Source organism: Rhodanobacter umsongensis (assembly GCF_042654965.1).
Taxonomy (GTDB): domain Bacteria; phylum Pseudomonadota; class Gammaproteobacteria; order Xanthomonadales; family Rhodanobacteraceae; genus Rhodanobacter; species Rhodanobacter umsongensis.
Window position 1 is genome coordinate 139678 of the sequence record NZ_JBHSMK010000011.1, and the last position, 16631, is coordinate 156308.

Annotated in this window: 19 protein-coding genes; 13 read left to right on the top strand and 6 right to left on the bottom strand. The window is 67.2% G+C overall.

The genetic code is table 11. From position 1 onward, the window contains the following. Window positions 1–89: 89 nt before the first annotated feature. Complete coding sequence (locus ACFPME_RS17385; protein ID WP_377306953.1) at window positions 90–1367, top strand: ATP-binding protein; 1278 nt, start codon at window positions 90–92, stop codon at window positions 1365–1367. A 131-nt stretch (window positions 1368–1498) separates the two neighbouring features. On the opposite strand, the gene phhA is transcribed toward ACFPME_RS17385, so the two are convergent. Then, on the bottom strand, window positions 1499–2386 hold the full coding sequence (gene phhA, locus ACFPME_RS17390; protein WP_377306954.1) for a phenylalanine 4-monooxygenase: 888 nt from the start codon (window positions 2384–2386) through the stop codon (window positions 1499–1501). Between the two features lie 140 nt (window positions 2387–2526). On the opposite strand from phhA, the gene ACFPME_RS17395 reads away from it, so the two are divergent. The 3 genes from ACFPME_RS17395 to ACFPME_RS17405 are packed head-to-tail and all read left to right on the top strand — an operon-like array spanning window position 2527 to window position 4886. Further along, entirely contained in the window at window positions 2527–3003 is a 477-nt protein-coding gene (locus ACFPME_RS17395) for an Lrp/AsnC family transcriptional regulator (protein WP_377306955.1), read from the top strand. A gap of 39 nt (window positions 3004–3042) precedes the next feature. Further along, complete coding sequence (locus tag ACFPME_RS17400) at window positions 3043–3858, top strand: lysophospholipid acyltransferase family protein (RefSeq protein WP_377306956.1); 816 nt, start codon at window positions 3043–3045, stop codon at window positions 3856–3858. Beyond that, a complete protein-coding gene (locus ACFPME_RS17405; protein ID WP_377306957.1) occupies window positions 3855–4886 on the top strand; it encodes a YheT family hydrolase in 1032 nt (343 codons plus the stop codon). Before ACFPME_RS17400 ends, ACFPME_RS17405 begins: the two co-directional genes overlap by 4 nt. A gap of 42 nt (window positions 4887–4928) precedes the next feature. Here the strand turns inward: ACFPME_RS17405 and ACFPME_RS17410 are convergent, their stop codons facing one another. The 4 genes from ACFPME_RS17410 to ACFPME_RS17425 form a co-directional block, all read right to left on the bottom strand. Next, the gene (locus tag ACFPME_RS17410; protein WP_377306958.1) at window positions 4929–5543 is read right to left on the bottom strand and encodes a 2OG-Fe(II) oxygenase; all 615 of its coding nucleotides are present in this window, start codon (window positions 5541–5543) and stop codon (window positions 4929–4931) included. Between the two features lie 135 nt (window positions 5544–5678). After that, the gene (locus tag ACFPME_RS17415; RefSeq protein WP_377306959.1) at window positions 5679–5891 is read right to left on the bottom strand and encodes a DUF3820 family protein; all 213 of its coding nucleotides are present in this window, start codon (window positions 5889–5891) and stop codon (window positions 5679–5681) included. A gap of 1 nt (window position 5892) precedes the next feature. Continuing rightward, window positions 5893–6315, bottom strand: a complete 423-nt coding sequence (locus ACFPME_RS17420) for a VOC family protein (RefSeq protein ID WP_377306960.1) — start codon at window positions 6313–6315, stop codon at window positions 5893–5895. Window positions 6316–6465: 150 nt separating this feature from the next. Continuing rightward, a complete protein-coding gene (locus ACFPME_RS17425) occupies window positions 6466–7272 on the bottom strand; it encodes a class I SAM-dependent methyltransferase (RefSeq protein WP_377306961.1) in 807 nt (268 codons plus the stop codon). A gap of 175 nt (window positions 7273–7447) precedes the next feature. On the opposite strand from ACFPME_RS17425, the gene ACFPME_RS17430 reads away from it, so the two are divergent. Next, on the top strand, window positions 7448–9907 hold the full coding sequence (locus ACFPME_RS17430) for a PAS domain-containing protein (RefSeq protein ID WP_377306962.1): 2460 nt from the start codon (window positions 7448–7450) through the stop codon (window positions 9905–9907). Between the two features lie 47 nt (window positions 9908–9954). Continuing rightward, the gene (locus ACFPME_RS17435) at window positions 9955–10344 is read left to right on the top strand and encodes a response regulator (protein WP_377306963.1); all 390 of its coding nucleotides are present in this window, start codon (window positions 9955–9957) and stop codon (window positions 10342–10344) included. 104 nt (window positions 10345–10448) lie between these two features. Here the strand turns inward: ACFPME_RS17435 and ACFPME_RS17440 are convergent, their stop codons facing one another. Next, window positions 10449–11924 carry an AAA family ATPase gene (locus tag ACFPME_RS17440; protein ID WP_377306964.1) on the bottom strand — a complete coding sequence of 492 codons (1476 nt, stop codon included), beginning with the start codon at window positions 11922–11924 and terminating at the stop codon, window positions 10449–10451. Window positions 11925–12024: 100 nt separating this feature from the next. Between ACFPME_RS17440 and ACFPME_RS17445 the strand changes: the two genes are divergently transcribed. The 7 genes from ACFPME_RS17445 to ACFPME_RS17475 all read left to right on the top strand — a co-directional run bounded on the left by ACFPME_RS17445 (window position 12025) and on the right by ACFPME_RS17475 (window position 16575). Further along, the gene (locus ACFPME_RS17445; protein WP_377306965.1) at window positions 12025–13113 is read left to right on the top strand and encodes a PQQ-dependent sugar dehydrogenase; all 1089 of its coding nucleotides are present in this window, start codon (window positions 12025–12027) and stop codon (window positions 13111–13113) included. A gap of 75 nt (window positions 13114–13188) precedes the next feature. Then, complete coding sequence (locus ACFPME_RS17450) at window positions 13189–13812, top strand: YbhB/YbcL family Raf kinase inhibitor-like protein (protein WP_377306966.1); 624 nt, start codon at window positions 13189–13191, stop codon at window positions 13810–13812. A gap of 123 nt (window positions 13813–13935) precedes the next feature. Further along, entirely contained in the window at window positions 13936–14091 is a 156-nt protein-coding gene (locus tag ACFPME_RS17455; RefSeq protein WP_113728675.1) for a DUF1328 domain-containing protein, read from the top strand. 54 nt (window positions 14092–14145) lie between these two features. Then, window positions 14146–14508, top strand: a complete 363-nt coding sequence (locus ACFPME_RS17460; protein ID WP_377306967.1) for an ElaB/YgaM/YqjD family protein — start codon at window positions 14146–14148, stop codon at window positions 14506–14508. A gap of 26 nt (window positions 14509–14534) precedes the next feature. After that, on the top strand, window positions 14535–15050 hold the full coding sequence (locus ACFPME_RS17465; protein WP_377306969.1) for an ABC transporter ATP-binding protein: 516 nt from the start codon (window positions 14535–14537) through the stop codon (window positions 15048–15050). After that, on the top strand, window positions 15047–15394 hold the full coding sequence (locus tag ACFPME_RS17470; protein ID WP_377306970.1) for a hypothetical protein: 348 nt from the start codon (window positions 15047–15049) through the stop codon (window positions 15392–15394). The genes ACFPME_RS17465 and ACFPME_RS17470 overlap by 4 nt, the downstream gene beginning before the upstream one ends. After that, window positions 15391–16575: an AI-2E family transporter gene (locus ACFPME_RS17475; protein WP_377306971.1), complete on the top strand. Its 1185-nt coding sequence runs from the start codon at window positions 15391–15393 to the stop codon at window positions 16573–16575. The genes ACFPME_RS17470 and ACFPME_RS17475 overlap by 4 nt, the downstream gene beginning before the upstream one ends. Window positions 16576–16631: the final 56 nt, after the last annotated feature.

The window sequence follows — 16631 nt, forward strand, 5'->3', positions numbered from 1 at the left end:
GGTGACCTTTCCGCCCGGATAGGCGGGGAACGACGCTTCGGCTATCGGGTTTTCCGGTACAGCCCAGCCGCAGGTTCGATGCTGCTCCTTTGGGCTGGACTCATCATGGGGGGCGCCTAATCCTCCTTGTCCCCCCATACTCGTGCCCTGGGTCGGCATCGGCGATGTGTTTGCCGGTGCCTTCTGCAACAGCGAGTCGTTTCTCCGGAGCACCCAACATCATGCGATTGGCACAGTTCATCCTGATCCACCGGGAGGCCATCCTCGAAGCGTGGGACAGTTTCGCCGGCACCTTTCAGCCGGAAGCCCGGGTTATGGGCGCCAGGGAACTGCGCGATCACGCGGAGCAGATGCTGATCGAGATCGCCGCGGACATCAGCACCCCGCAATCGGTCCAGCAAGGCGTCGACAAATCCCGTGGCGAGGGGCCCAAGACTGGCGTCGACACGGCGTCGGAGACGCATGCCGGAACCCGCCTGCGTTCGGGCTTCAGTATCGATCAGCTGGTAGCCGAATATCGTGCACTGCGGGCCAGCGTGTTGCTGCTGTGGTCGGAGTGGCCCGATCGGGACGCCGAGTCTCGCGAGCAGGATACGCTGCGTTTCAACGAGGCGATCGACAAGGGACTGGCCGAATCGGTGTCGCGCTACTCGCAGACGGTCAGCGAATCGCAGGACGTCTTCCTCGGCGTGCTGGGGCACGATCTGCGCACGCCGCTTGGCGCCATCCTGCTGTCGGCCGAATTCTTTCTCTACGCCGACGAGCTGGACAGTCGCTATACCAAGGTCGCGGCGGGCATCTACACGAGCGTGCGCCGCGCCGAGAAGATCGTGGAGAACCTGCTCGACTTTGCGCGCACGCGGATCGGTAGCGGCATCCCGGTGGATCGCGTCGAAGCCGACCTCACGATGATGTGCGAGAACGTCGTGCAGGAGGTGCGCCTGTTGCATCCCGATTGCACCGTGGTGTTCCAGCCGGAGGAGCGCATCGTCGGCAAGTTCGACATCTCGCGCATGGGGCAGGTTTTCAGCAACCTGATCGAAAATGCCACCAAGCACGGTTCCCCCGGCTCACCGGTAACCGTCAGCCAGCAACTGGATGGCGACCATGCCGTGTTTGCGGTCCACAACGACGGCGAACCCATCGCAGCCGAAGACACGCTTCGGATCTTCAATCCGATGACGCGCCATTCGCAGTTTGCCCTCGGAGAGCGGGGCCCGAGCGCGGGGCTGGGGCTTGGCCTGTTCATCGCGCAGGAGATCGTCACCGCCCACGGCGGCACCATCAAGGTGGCATCCTCGGCGGCAAGCGGGACGACTTTCCGGGTGAGGCTGCCTTTGTGCAGCTATGAGCCGGTCGTTGGCTGACCCGCGTGGGGGCGGCTTCCGGGCTGCAGGCTCGCAAGTGCTCTCGTGCCCTCGACCTGAGGCGGCTGGCAGCGTGCAACGAAAAGGGCCGACTCCTGGCCGGCCCTGGCGCGTCGGGCGAACCGGGGATCTCAGGTATCCGCGTTCGTCGCCCACCCCTCGCGGTTGCCGCGGGTAAACACGCGGTCACCCTCGAGCACGTCGCCGGCGGCGTGCGCAGGCGACTCATGCAGCTTCGCGTAGATCGGGGTGAAGTCCGGATGCGTGGCCTCGAACAATTGTTCGAAGCTGTCGATCACGAAGTAGGTCTGCTGGTAGGTGTCGATGCGGTAGCGCGTGCTCATCACGCGTTCCAGCGTGAAACCGATGCGGTTCGGCGACGGCGAATCCAGCGAATAGATCGACTCGCCCTTGGAGCTGACGATGCCGGCGCCGTAGATGCGCATGCCCTCGGCGGTGTTGATCAGGCCGAATTCCACCGTGTACCAGTACAGCCGCGTCAGGTTCATCAGCGCGTCGGGGCCGATGGCGAACGCCTTCATGCCGCCGCGGCCGTAGGCCTGCATGTAGTCGGCGAACACCGGGTTGAGCAGCAGCGGCACGTGGCCGAACAGATCGTGGAACAGGTCCGGCTCGCTGAGGTAGTCGAGCTGGTCGGGCTTGCGGATCCACCAGCTGACCGGGAAGCGGCGGTTGGCCAGGTGGTCGAAGAACACCTCGTCCGGCAGCAGGCCTTCCACCGCCACCAGTTCCCAGCCGGTGGCGGCGCCGAGCACCTTGTTCACGTCGGTGAATTTCGGGATGCCACCGTCGCCGAGGCCGAAGCGTTCAACGCCGGCCATGAACTCCTTGCAGGCGCGACCGGACAGCATCTCGCGCTGGCGCTGGAACAGCGTGTCCCACACCTCGTGATCGGTCGTGCTGTAACTGGCCCACGGCTGCTCGACCACGCCGGTCGCATACACCGGCACGTAACCACGGTCGGTCTGCTGGTGTTCGACTTTGCGCGGCGTATCCATGGCGAGCTCCGAAAGGCGTGGGCAATCAGATATTGAGCTTACGGCGATCCGGGCGCACGAAGGTTGTTTTATTGCCCGCACCAACCCAATACTTGCATTATTCTTGCGCGAAGATACGTAACGACAGGAGTTTATTGCGCATGGCTACACTCGACCGCATCGACCTGCGTCTGCTCGCCGTTCTGCAGAGCGAGGGCCGCATCACCAACGCCGAGCTGGCCGAACGGGTCAGCCTGTCGCCCTCGGCATGCCTGCGCCGGCTGCAACGGCTGGAGGCGGAGCGGATCATCACCGGTTACGCCGCGCAGATCGATCCGCAGGCGGTCGGCCTGGGGCTGCAGGCATTCGTGCGGGTGCAGTTGAGCAAGCACGAGAGCGCGGCGATCGAGGGTTTCGTCGAACACGTCAACGGCTGGGACGAAGTCGTCGCCTGCCATGCGCTGACCGGCGACATGGATTACCTGCTGCACGTCTACGTGGCCGACCTCAAGGACTTCTCGCGCTTCCTGCTCGATCACCTGCTGAACGCCACCGGGGTCGCCGATGTCAATTCCAGCTTCGTGCTGCGTACGGTGAAGCGCTCGCCGTCGCTGCCGCTGGCCCAGCTCGAGCGCTGAGCCGCGCGCCGTATCAACTAACGCTAAACTAATCCACTGATGAGCATCGACACCACCACTGTTCCCGAGCGTGACCTGCTGCGCCCGCTGCGCTACCTGTGGCGCGTGCCGCTGCTGCTGCTGCACATCCTGCTGGGCGTGCTGTTGTGCTCGCTGATCCTCAGCTGGAACCAGCATGTGGTGATGGCCAATGGCCGCGAACCGTTCGCGCACCGGATGATCCGCTGGTGGTCGATCCAGCTGCTGCGCGTGTTCGGCATGCGTTCGGTGCGATTCGGCGAGCCGCTGGCCGATCCGGTGCTGTTCGTCGCCAACCACACCTCATGGATCGACATCGTGTTGCTGCACAGCCAGCGTGCCGCCTGCTTCGTGGCCAAGGCCGAGATCGCGCGCTGGCCGCTGGTCGGCTGGATGGCGGCCACCGGCGGCACCATTTTTCATCGTCGCGGCAGCAACCATTCGCTGTCCACGGTGATGCAGGTGATGGTCGATCGATTGCGCGGCGGCCGTTCGGTGGCGGTGTTCCCGGAAGGCGGCACTGGCTACAACGGCATACTGAAGGTGTTTCACGCGCGCATCTTCCAGGCCGCGCTGGATGCCGAGGTGCCGGTGCAGCCGGTGGCACTGCGCTTTGCCCGCGGCGGCCGCCGCGTGCTGGATGCCGGCTTCCGCGAAGACGAGAGTTTCGTGCACAACATCGTGCGCCTGCTCGGCGAGGCGCCGCTCGATGCCGAAGTGCATTTCCTCACGCCGGCGCCAGCCAGCCCGGATGCGCGGCGGCGCATGGCCGAGCTGTCGCGCGAGCGCATCCGGACAGCGCTGGAAGATGCCGCGCCGGACAATCGACGCCCATGAACCTGCCCCACGGAAAGGATTTCCGTCCACCCTGGCCGCTGCGCAGCGGCCACCTCCAGACCATGCTGTCTTCCAGCGGCGTGCGCCGCATGCTGCTGCCGCGCGCGGCCCGAACGGTGTCACAGGACGCCGTCGCGGTAGTGGTCGACGGCGGCGGTGGGGTACGCCTCACCGGCGCCTACACCGCGCAGAGGACCCACCCCCGGGCGCGCGGACTGGCGGTGCTGTTCCATGGCTGGGAAGGCAGCGTCGATTCCACGTATGTATTGCAGACCGGCAGCCGGCTGCTCGCCGACGGCTGGGACATCTTCCGGCTGAACTTTCGCGATCACGGCGACAGCCACGGCCTCAACGAGGCGCTGTTCCACTCCTGTCGCATCGACGAGGTGGTGCACGCACTGGGCGATATCGCGCAACGCTGGCCGGCCCGCCCGATCGCGCTGGCCGGGTTTTCGCTGGGCGGCAACTTTGCGCTGCGCGCCGCGTTGCAGACGTCGCGCGTGGGCATTCCGCTGAGCTACGTGCTGGCGGTGTGCCCGATCATCGATCCCGGCGAGGGGCTGTTTTCGCTGGAGGAAACCGCGCCGTGGTTCTACCAGGCCTACTTCATGCGCAAGTGGCGGCATTCGCTGCAGGCCAAGCAGAAGGCGTTTCCGCAGCACCAGTATTTCGAGATGTCCGAACTGAATCAGCACCTGCGCGGGCTGACCGAGGCGATGGTGCTGCGGCATACCGACTTCAAATCGTTGCAGCAATATCTGGACGGCTATTCGGTGGCAGGCGACATCATGCAGGCGATGCAGATCCCCGCCAGCATCCTCACCGCCAGGGATGATCCGGTGATCCCGGTAAGCAGCTTCGAGAAGCTTCGGCTGCCGGCGAACGTCGAACTGGACATTGCCGATTTCGGTGGCCATTGCGGCTTCATCCGCGACTGGGGCATGACCAGTTACACCGATGACTACATCGCCGCCCGCTTCAACGCGGTGGCCGACGCGGCCGCGGCGCCGGCCATGGCAACCGGCTGAGCGTCACGCCAATGCCCCGCCCGGCGACGGGCCCTGGGGCACTCATCCGTTCGCACCGATAGCCCGCTGGCGCATCCAGCAGGCGACGCTCATGCGGTCGCGCGTGGCCGGCAGCACCTCGTGCTCGAACTGCGCCGACAGGAACAGCAGCAAGCTGCCGGCGTGCGGATACACGTCGCGATATGAGCCGTCGGCCAGATACAGCCGCAGCGCGCCGCCATCGGCCTCCTGCCAGGCGTCGTTGAGGTAGAACACCGCCGAGAGCACCCGCGCATCATCGTCGCGCAGGCAATCGAGATGCCGCGCGTAGCCGGCGCCGGGCCGGTACACCGCGTAGTGCGACTCGCAGTCGACCAGGCCCAGCATCAGCCGGCGGCTGAGTGTCACCCGCAGCTCGTCCATGTGATCGGCGAACGCCTGCTGGGGCGCGCTCATCGCGCCGCTGTGAAACCAGTACGTGCTGTCGCCACGCAATGACGAGTCGGCGCGGTCGGCGCCGGTACGCGCCGGCAACAACTGCCTCGCGTCGTGCATCGCCGCACATTCGCCGGCCAGTGCCCGGGTCTGCTCCAACGGCAACGGATGCGGCAGCACGCACCAGCCATCGACGGCGAGCGCGCGCGTCGCGCTGGTGAATTCGTGGGAGCGGGTGGTCATCGGACGCCTGGACAGCACGGGATAGCGAAATCGCCGATCCCGTGCAGGTCGTCCGCGACCCGACAAAGAAAAGGATGGTTGGCGGAAGCCGCCGGGACAGTCCGTCAGCATACGCTCAATGCCCTGGGGTCAGCGTTAGCGTTGGCGCAACGGGTCGAGCAGCGCCGACAGCCCGTTGTGGTCGATCTCCAGCGCCAGTGCCAGCAGGCGTCCCAGTTCGCCGGGCGGCAGGCCCTTGCGCGCGAACCACGCCAGATAGGCGCCGGGCAGGTCGGCGAGCAGCCGCCCCTGGTATTTGCCATACGGCATGCGCACCCGCACAAGTTTCTGCAGGTCCTGCGCTTCCATGCTATTTCGCAAACAGCTGCGCGCGATCCGCAAACGCCTTGAACTCCAGTGCGTTGCCGCAGGGATCAAGCAGGAACATCGTGGCCTGCTCGCCGCGCTGGCCCTGGAAGCGGATATGCGGTTCCACCACGAAGCGCACGCCAGCCGCCTGCAACCGCTCGGCCAGCGCTTTCCATGCATCCATCGACAGCACCACGCCGAAGTGCCGTACCGGCACCTGGTCACCATCCACGTCATGTGCGGTGACGGCGCGCGCTTCTTCCGGAGCCAAATGCGCCACGATCTGGTGGCCGTGGAAATCGAAGTCGACCCAGCTGCCGCTGGAACGGCCCTCGGGGCAACCCAGCAGGTCGCCGTAGAAGGCTCGGGCGTTGGCCAGCGAGGTCACCGGGAAGGCGAGGTGGAACGGTGGCAGTTCGTGCATGGCTGGACCGGGAGGCAAATCGCGAGCTTCGCGGTGGAAAGGTCTTCGGTCAACCTGGCAAAGGTATCGGCGCATGGCCATCCACGCGCTGCCCGAACGGGAAGCCCATCGTTCCGGCCTCCGCCGGAAGGGTGGGCTTCGACGCGCGCTTCACGGTTTCACAAGCTTCAGCGTCATCCGGTCCGACTCGCCGATCGCCTTCATCTTCGCGTGCTCGCCGTCGGGCCCGGCCAGATCCGGGGGCAGGCGGTGCACGTTGATGTCTTCCGGGTCGCTCGGGTTGGCGTTGACCTGCGACACGCCGGCGACGCGGAAGCCGGTCTTGAGGGCCAGCGCGATCAGGTAATCCTCGGGCAGGCGGTGCAGGGTCTTGGCGCTGTCCACCGCATCGGCGAACGGCCTGGCGCGATGTTCGGTGACGCCGAACACGCCGCCGGGTTTGAGGACCTGGAAGGCGGCCTGGAATACCGCGTCGAGCGTGGCCGGGCTGTGGTTGAGCCAGTCGTGCGTGTTGCGGAAGGTGAGCACCATGTCGGCGGAGTTGGCGGCACCCAGGTTCACCTGGAACGGCGGGGCGAACGGGATGATTTTCTCGACGTGTCCGTACACCGCCGGATTGGCCTTGAGCATGGCGCTGAACTTCGCCGCCGTCGCCGGCGCGGCTTCGATCAGGTGGCCGTGCGCGTAAAGGAACGGCGCGAGGATCTCGGTGTACCAGCCGCCACCGGGGGACAGTTCGATCACGGTCATGTCCGGTTTGATGCCGAAGAACTGCAAGGTGTCCACCGGATGACGGTAGCGGTCGCGCGCCTGATTGGCCGGCGACCGCCAGTGGCCCTGCGCCGCCTGCTGCAGCGATGTGCTTGGGTGGTCGGCTGCGGTGGCGGCGCTGGCGGCGGCAGGCAGCAGCAACGTCACGATCAGCGGGATAAGCAGCTTCGTGGCACGCTCAAACATGGTTCGACCCTCCTGACGATGGGGGCTCAAGACTACGCCGAAACGGGTGGCCGACTGCAACCGCGCCGGTGCCGTCCGCGAGGCGGCTGAAGACCTTCGGCCCGTCCGCCGCTCCCCGACAGCGCGCATTCGGCGCTAGGATGTGCTGACGGGGCGGTTGACGGGGACAGCGACGGTGAAAACCGGCTTTCTTGACGACGGCGGGAAGACGGGGGCGCTGTTGCGGTCCCACCCATGGACGCGGTCCGGGCTGGGGCCGATCGAGCAATGGCCCGACTCGCTGCGCACCGTGGTGAGCCTGATGCTCGACTCGCCGTGCCCCACGTTCCTGTTGTGGGGCGAGCAGCGCATCTGCCTGTACAACGATGGTTACATCCCGCTGCTGGGCAAGCGGCATCCCGCCGCGCTGGCGGCGCCGTTCCGGCAGACCTGGCCGGAGATCTGGGACGAGCTCAGCCCGCTGATCGATCGCGCCTATGCCGGCACGTCGACGTTCCTGGAAGACCTGCCGTTGCTGGTCGAGCGCAATGGCTTCCGGGAGCAGGTGTACTTCACGTTCTCCTACTCGCCGCTGCGTGAACCGCAAGGCGGTGTGGCAGGCCTGTTCTGCACTTGCACCGAGACCACGGGGCGGCGACAGGCGGAGGCCGCACTGCGCTACAACGAAGCGCGCTGGCGCAGCCTGTTCGAGCACATGCAGGAAGGCTTCTTCGTGGCCGAGGCACTACGCGACGCGCAGGGAACGATCGTCGATTTCCGCCTGGTCGAGGCCAACCCGGCCTTCGAAGCGCAGCGGGGTTTCGAGCCTGGCACCGCGCCCGGACGGTCGATCCGCGAGATGCTGCCGCCGGTGCCGGTGGCGCTCCTGCACGCATACGCCGAGGTGCTCGAAAGCGGCCAGCCGCGCCAGTTCGAAATCGACCTCGGTCCGGCCAATGGCCGCTGGTACGAAGTGCGCGCACGTCCCGCCGAGTACGCCGACCGCGTCGCCGTGATGTTTCTGGACATCACCGCGCGCAAGAAGGCCGAGGTTGCCTTGCGCCGCAGCGAAGTGCAGTTCCGTCGGCTGGCGCAGGCGATGCCGGACCAGGCGTGGACGGCGCGGCCCGATGGCGCGTTGGACTGGTTCAACGATCGCGTCTATGACTACACCGGGCGCACGGTCGGCGACCTCCAGGGCGATCGCTGGCGCAGCATCGTGCATGCCGATGACCGGCCGGCAGCCGAAGCCAGCTGGGCGCGGGCGGTGGTCAGCGAAGCGCCGTACCAGGCCGAGTTCCGCCTGCGTCGCGCCGATGGCGCTTACCGCTGGCACATCGCGCGGGCCCTGCCGATTCTGGCCGAGGACGGCAGCATCGACCGCTGGATCGGCACCAATACCGACATCGAAACGCAGAAGCGCGCCGCCGAATTGCTCGAACTGCGCATTGCCCAGCGCAGCCGCGAGCTGGAGAAGGCCAACGAGGAGTTGCGCCAGTCGCAGAAGATGGAGGCGGTCGGCCAGCTCACCGGCGGCATCGCGCACGATTTCAACAACCTGCTGACCGGCGTGATCATCGGCCTGGAACTGATGCAGGCCCGGCTGACTCAGGGGCGGCGCGACGAGGCCGAGCGTTGCGCCGGCATGGCGATGCAATCGGCACAGCGGGCCGCCGCGCTCACCCATCGGCTGCTGGCCTTCTCGCGCCGCCAGCCGCTGGAGCCGCGCGCGGTATGCGTGAACGAACTGATCCGGTCCATGAAGGAGCTGATCGGACGCACGATCGGGCCGTCGATCCAGCTCGACATGTGCGAGTGCGCGGGCCTGTGGACCACCCATTGCGATCTCAACCAGCTGGAAAACACCCTGCTCAACCTGGTCATCAACGCACGCGATGCGATGCCCGACGGCGGCCGGCTGACGATCGCCGCGTGCAACCGCGAGGTCGGCGCCGAAACGCTGGCGCAGCACGGGGCCGGTCCGGGCGAGTACGTGTGCCTGACGGTGAGCGACGATGGCGTCGGCATGACGCCGGAAACCGCCGCGCGCGTGTTCGAGCCGTTCTACACCACCAAGCCGATCGGCCGGGGCACCGGTCTGGGCCTATCGATGGTCTACGGCTTCGCGCGGCAGTCGGGTGGCTACGTGCAGCTCGACAGCCAGCTTGGCGTAGGCACCGATGTCAGCGTCTACCTGCCGCGCTACCACGGTGCGGTGGAAGAATCGCCGTCGTACAAGGCGCAGGCCCCGTTGCCCAGGGCCGCCTCGCGAACCGTGCTGGTGGTGGACGACGAGCCGCAAGTACGCGAACTGATCGCGGCGCTGCTGCGGGATCTGGGCCACCGCTGCCTGCAGGCCGCGGATGGGCCCGACGGGCTGGAGGTCATCTGCTCACCGGCGCACGTCGTGGACCTGCTGATCACCGATGTCGGCCTGCCCGGCCTCAGCGGGCGCCAACTCGCGGCACGGGCGCGCGAACTGCAGCCCGGCCTCAAGGTGTTGTTCATTACCGGCTACGCGGACGATGCCATCTTCGACGTCGACGCGGCGAGCGGGGTGGAGCTGTTGAACAAGCCGTTCACCACGGCCGAGCTGGCCGCACGGGTGCGCCGCCTGACCGCGGCCGTCGAAACGGCGGGGACGCACAACGGGTGACGTTGCGACGTGGTGGTTGTCATACTGTTTCCAAAATGGAGTTGCGTATGTCATCTGCTACTGCGGGACGCGTGTTGATCGTCGAGGACGACCCGGTGGTAGCCATGGTGGTCGAGGACATCCTGCGCGACATGGGCTACGAGGTGCTCATCAACATCACGCTCGAGCACGCCATGTTCGAGCTGGACGATGGCGAGGTCGATGCGGTGCTGCTGGACATGCAGCTGCGCGGCAAGGACGCCCGCCCGCTGGTGCTGGAATTGCTGGCCAGGAAGCTTCCGTTCCTGGTGCTCTCCGGCGCCGACCAGACCGCGTTGATAAACGAGTTTCCGCAGATCCGCGTGCTGCCCAAGCCGTTTGGCAAGGCGACGCTGGAGGAGGCGGTGCGCGACCTGCTGGGCCGCCCCGGCGTCGCCACGCCCGCGCCGGCCGCCTGACGGCAGGCCCTGCGCTCGACCGATCTGCCGTCGGCGGATCCCCCTGCAACAGCGGACGCATGCCGACATCGACACCTGTTCTCAGTGCCGCCAACCCTCGGCGTTCAATCCGCCGCCACACAGCGCCCCAGCGCCCATGCGCGCAACGCCTGCACCTGTTCGCGCATCAGCACGGAAAGTGGCCGTGTCTGCGTCAGCGCATTGAGCAGCGTTGTCTGGTCCGGCGGGGTGTCGTTGCCGGCGGCGTCGTAGAGTGAGCTGACGATGGTCTGCTCGATTTCGGCGCCGGAGAAGCCGTCGCTGGCGGCGGCGAGGGCGGGCAGGTCGAAGCTGGCGGGGTCGAGTTTGCGGCGGGCCAGGTGCATCGCGAAGATCTCGCCGCGCACGGCTTCCTTCGGCAGGTCGACGAAGAAGATCTCGTCGAAGCGGCCCTTGCGCAGGAGTTCGGCGGGCAGCTCCTGCACCGCGTTGGCGGTGGCGACGACGAAGACCTTGGCCTTGCGTTCGGCCATCCAGGTCAGCAGGTAACCGAGCACGCGGCGCGACACGCCGCCGTCATCGCCGCCGCCGGCCAGGCCCTTCTCGATCTCGTCGATCCACAGCACGCACGGCGCCAGCAGCTCGGTGCTGGCCAGCGCCTCGCGCAGGTTCTTTTCGGTCTCGCCCTGGTACTTGTTGTACAGCGTGCCGAAGTCCAGCCGTACCAGCGGCACGCCGAAGCCGCCGGCGATCGCCTTCGCCGCCAGGCTCTTGCCGCAACCCTGCACGCCGAGCAGCAGCACGCCCTTGGGCGGGTCGAGCGCAGGGTCGGGCGTGGCGGCGAGGAACACCGCGCGCCGGCGCTGCACCCATTCGCGCACGCGACCGACCCCGGCGATGTCGGCGAAGCTGGCGGTGGCGTATTCGTAGTGCAGCAGGCCGGAACGGTTGAGCAGGTCGAACTTCGACTGCATCAGCTCCGGCAGGTCCTGCGGGCCCAGCGCGCCGTCGTTGTAGATCAGCTTGCGCACGATGCGCCGCGCGTCGGGTGCCGACAGGCCGAGCAGGTTGCGCACGATGGTGCGCGCGGCGTCGTTGTCGACCGTGATGTTGCGGCCCTGCTCGCGCTGCCAGGCCACCGCCTCGCCACGCAGGATGCCGGCCAGCTCCTTGAGGTCGGGCAGCGACAGCGGCACGCGCAGGGCCAGCGCCTCGAGTTCCTCGGGAAGCTCCACCTTGGCGCCGACCAGCACGATGGTGTGCGCGGCCGAACGCTGACGCTGCACGATCTCGCGCAGCTGGCGCAGGCTCATCGCGTAGCGCAGCAGGCCGTGGAAGTCGAACATCAGGTAGATGCCGCGCTGGTCCTGCGCGCGGATCGCGTCCAGGGTGGCGGTGGCGTCCGGCGCCACTTCGGCGTCGGTTTGGGCGAAGTCGAGCCGGCCCAGGCCGTCGGTGAGCGTCCAGCGCCACAGCGGGTGCAGCGCCTGCGCGATCACGTGGCGGAAGCATTCGATCACGCGCTGCTCGTCCACCGTCTCGATCACCAGCAGCGGCGTGGCCGCGCGCACCAGCGTGGTGAGGTCTTCCAGCTCGCCCATGTTGCCCCCTGTGAAGCGGGCCAGTTTACAGATCGGCAGCCCTTCTGGCTTCACGCGCGGCGGTATACGCTGGATCTTCCCCCGCCGCGAGAGTGCCGCCATGCGCCTGCTGCTGTCGTTGTTGCTGATGGTTTCGTCGCTGCCCCTGCTTGCCGCGCCGCAGCTGGACAAGCTCACCTTGCCTCCGGGTTTCCACATCGCGCTGTACACCAGGGATGTGCCCGACGCGCGCGAGATCGCCGTGGGAACGAACGGCACCGTTTTCGTCGGCTCGACCGACGCCGGCAAGGTTTACGCGCTGACCGACGGCAATGGCGATGGCTTCGCCGACAAAGTGCGCGTGATCGCCAGCGGCCTGCAGCTGCCGATGGGCGTGGCGTTTCACCGTGGCGACCTGTACATCTCGGCGGTCAGCCGGATCGTGGTGTTGCGTGACATCGAACAGCATCTGGATGCGCCGCCGAAGCCCGAGCTGATCACCGACAAGCTGACCCGCGAAACCCATCATGGCGGCAAGTTCCTGGCGTTCGGCCCGGACGGCAAGCTGTACGTGCCGATCGGCTCGCCGTGCAATGTCTGCGATCCGGCGCCCGCGCACGGCAAGCTCGTCCGCATGAACGCGGACGGCTCCGGCATCGAGGACGTGGCCCGCGGCATCCGCAACACCGTCGGCTTCGACTGGCAGCCGGGCACCCGGCGGCTGTGGTTCACCGACAACGGCCGCGACCTGCTCGGCGACGATGTGCCCAGCGACGAGTTGAACGAAGTCACCCGGGTCGGCGAGCATTTCGGCTTTCCCTATTGCCACCAGGGCGACGTGCTCGACCCCGAGTTCGGCCAGGGCAGGAAGTGCAGCGACTACACCGCGCCGGTGCTGAAGCTCGGCGCGCACGTGGCCTCGCTGGGCATGCGCTTCTATGAGGGAAAGCAGTTCCCGGCCAGCTACCGTGGCGCGATCATCGTGGCCGAACACGGCTCGTGGAACCGCACGCGCAAGTCCGGCTACCGGGTGATGACGGTGCGCCTGAGCGGCAGCAAGGTACTCGCGTATGAGCCGCTGATCACCGGGTTCGAACAGGACGAAAGCGCCTGGGGACGCCCCGTTGACGTGCAGCCGCTGCCCGATGGCAGCTTGCTGGTCAGCGACGATCTGGCCGGGGCGGTGTATCGGGTGACGTACAAGCCTTGAACCTGGTGGGGTGACCCGATCCAGTCTTCGCCGGCATCGCTCTGCAACAACGAAACCACCCACGGGAGAATGGCCATGCAACTACGCAGCGACAATTTCGACAACGGCCGGCGGATCCCCGCCCGGTTCGCCTTCGGCAAGGTGGCGCGGCCGTTCGCGCTGTCAGACAACCACAGCCCGCATCTGGCATGGAAAGGCGCACCTCCGGCCACCCGCTCGTTCGTCATCACCTGCATCGATACCGACGTGCCCAGCCGTGGCGACGACGTGAACAAGCCCGGCCGCACGGTGCCGGCGGACCTGCCCCGGGTGGAGTTCGTGCACTGGCTGATCGCCAACATCCCGGCCGAATGCGGCGAACTGGCCGCCGGTGCCTGCAGCGACGAGGTCACCCCTCGCGGCAAACGCGAACCGTACGGGCCGCCGGGCAGCGTGCAGGGTGTGAATGATTTCACCGGCTGGTTTGCGGGCGATGCCGAGATGGGCGGTGAGTACCTTGGCTACGACGGCCCGTGCCCGCCATGGAACGATGCGTTGCTGCATCACTATCACTTCAAGGTCTACGCACTCGACACGGCGTCGCTGCCCTTGATCAGCGGCTTCTCGCTGGCTGAATTGCATTCGGCGATGGTCGGGCACGTGCTGGCCGAGGCCGAGCTGGTCGGTGTGTACAGCCTCAATCCGCTGGTCGGCGACTGACAAGGCATCGGCGCGGCGTGCAGGCTGCGTCGACTCTCTTCACGCTCGCATGGCATGGGCTATGGGTGAATGGCAGCACGCGACACCCCCAACGCGACCGCCCCCCACAACGAGGATGCCCCCATGCTTCACTACGCCTTGGTTTTTCTGGTCATCGCCATCATTGCCGCTGTGCTGGGTTTTGGCGGCATCGCTGGCGCTGCCGCCGGCATCGCGAAGATCCTGTTTGTCATCTTTCTGATCCTGGCGATCATCGCGTTTTTCCGTCGTGCCAGGTAACGGGCGCAAGTTGCGCCTTGGTTGCGTCATAGTGAGTCTTCCCCGGAGCATGCAATGAACAAACCGATCGAAAACCCCGAGCCGACCGCCGGCAGCCGCATCGACGAGCGCGCCGAACGGATCAAGCAGGCCACCAGCAGTGCCGTGGCCAGCACCAAGGAGACGGTGGACCGCGCTGCCGACCACGTCGAGGAGGGCCTGCATCGCGCCACCGACAAGGCAGCCGACGCCGCCAACCGCGCGACCGACAAGGCCGCCGAGATCGGCGAACGCGGTCGCGAGGTCTACGACGAAACCATGGATCGCGCCGACGAGTGGCTGGAACGGGCGCGCGGGTACGTGCGCGAGAAGCCGGTGCAGTCCGTCGCCATCGCGCTGGGCGCCGGCTGGCTGCTTGGCCGCATCCTGCGGCGTTGAGTCCACCAACGCGGCAGGGGCAGGGAATGCACGACGAGAGCGAATCGCCCCGCGAAGCAGCGGCACCGGACCCGGCGTCGCCGGCGTCTGGGCTGCTGACCGAGATCGGCCAGCTCGGCCGCGCCATCAGGCAACTGTTTGGCGCGCAGATGCACCTGCTGGCAGCGGAACTGGGGCTGGCCCGCAGCGCGGTATCGTGGATGCTGGCCGCGGGGCTGGCGGCGACCGTGGCCGGCGTCGGCCTGGGTCTGACCCTGCTGGGATTGCTTGGGCTGCTGCTGGCTGGCTGGCTGGGCTCGTGGCTCGGGGCGCTGGTGGTGCTGGCCCTGCTGCAGGTGGCGTTCCTGGTCGGTTCGATCCTGCTGGTGCGCCGCTGCATGCACTGGATGAGCCTGCCTGCCACGCGCGGCGAATGGAGTGCGATGATGCGCGATACCGTGCGCAAGGCCGACATCGCGAACGAAGGCGGGCCCGACGGCACGCCACGCGGCGGCATCAGCAGCGGTGCCATGCGAGGCAACCGGGGGGAAGATCGGGCATGAGCGTTTTCGAGCAGTTGACGCGAGTCAAGGCGGCACAGCGGCGCACGGCAGCGGCGCGGCAGACCCTGCGGCCGCCGGTGACGGCGCTGCTGCGGCGCGGCCACACCCATCCGTTGACTGCGGTGGGAGCCGCGGCGGGGGCCGGCTTCGTGCTGGGCAGCCTCAACGTGCATCCGCTGCATGTGCCCGGCGTGGGGCCGTTGCTCAGCGGCGGTCTGGCCGATGCGGTGGCCTTCGGCGCGCGGCTGGTCGCCGAGCTGGGTGTGGTGGGCGCAGCCGTCGATCGCGGCGCGCCGGACCGCCGTGCCGATGACGTCGCCACGAGTGACGGCGGCCCCGCATGAAGGAGGTCGAGCCGCTGTTGCCGCCGGCCGAAAGCGCGAGTGTTCCGGTCGACGCCGAGGCGATCGGGCTCGATTCGGTCGCACCGGATTTTCCGCCGGGCGGTTTGGCGGGCGGACTGAAGGCCAACCGCAGCATCCGCCGCCACCTGCGCGCGGTGCGGGTGGCGCTCAACGTGATGTTGTTTCTGGCGTTGATGTACACCGTCACGCTGACGCGCGCGCTGTTGATACCGCTGGTGCTGGCCGCGTTCCTGGGGCTGGCGCTCAACCCGCTGGTTGCTGCCGGCGCGCGCCTTCGGCTGCCCCGCTGGCTGAGCGCCAGCGTGTTGATGATCGGGCTGATCGTGGGCATCGGCAGCGGTATCAGCCTGCTGGCGCAGCCGGCGATCGGCTGGTTTCACGGCGCCCCCGCCGCCATCCACAGCTTCGTGCCGAAATTTCGCACGCTCACCCAACCGCTGGAGGCGGCCAATCGCGCCACCCAGAGCCTGGTCAACGGCCGCTCGGGCAGCCGTACGGTGACGTCGCAGGCGACCCCGATGTCGATCAGCGCCTGGGACGTGGTGTCGACCGCGCCCAAGGTGCTCGCGGCGGTGCTGAGCGTGCTGCTGCTGGTGTTCTTTTTCCTGATCTACGGCGACACGATGCTGCGACGGCTGGTGGAGATCACCCCCAGCTTTGCCTACAAGCGTCACGCCGTAAGCATCGTGCGCGGTATCCAGACCGAGATCTCGCGCTACCTGCTCACCGCGTTGCTGATCAACGCCAGCGTGGGCGCGATCACCGCCGGCATGTTGTGGCTGTACAAGGTGCCCGATCCGTTGCTGTGGGGTGCGGTGGCGATGTTCGCCAACTTCATTCCCTATGTGGGCGCGATCGTCACCACCGCGCTGCTGGCGATGGTGAGCATGCTCTACGCGAACGACGCCAACCTCGACGTGTTCCTGCCGGCGCTCACCTTCGTCGGCATCACCGCGGTGGAAGGCAACCTGATCACGCCGATGATCCAGGGCGCCAGCATGCGGCTGAGCCCGATCGCGATCCTGCTGTGGCTGCTGGTCTGGGGCTGGCTGTGGGGCATCCCCGGCGCCTTGCTGGCCGTGCCGATGCTGACCTGCACCAAGCTGATAGCCGAACGCGTGCGCGGCTGGAACTGGTTTGCGGTGATCGTGCAGCGCTAGAAACGACCGATCGTTTCGTTCGCGCCATGCCGTGTGGCGGCGGTCCCGGGTCCAAC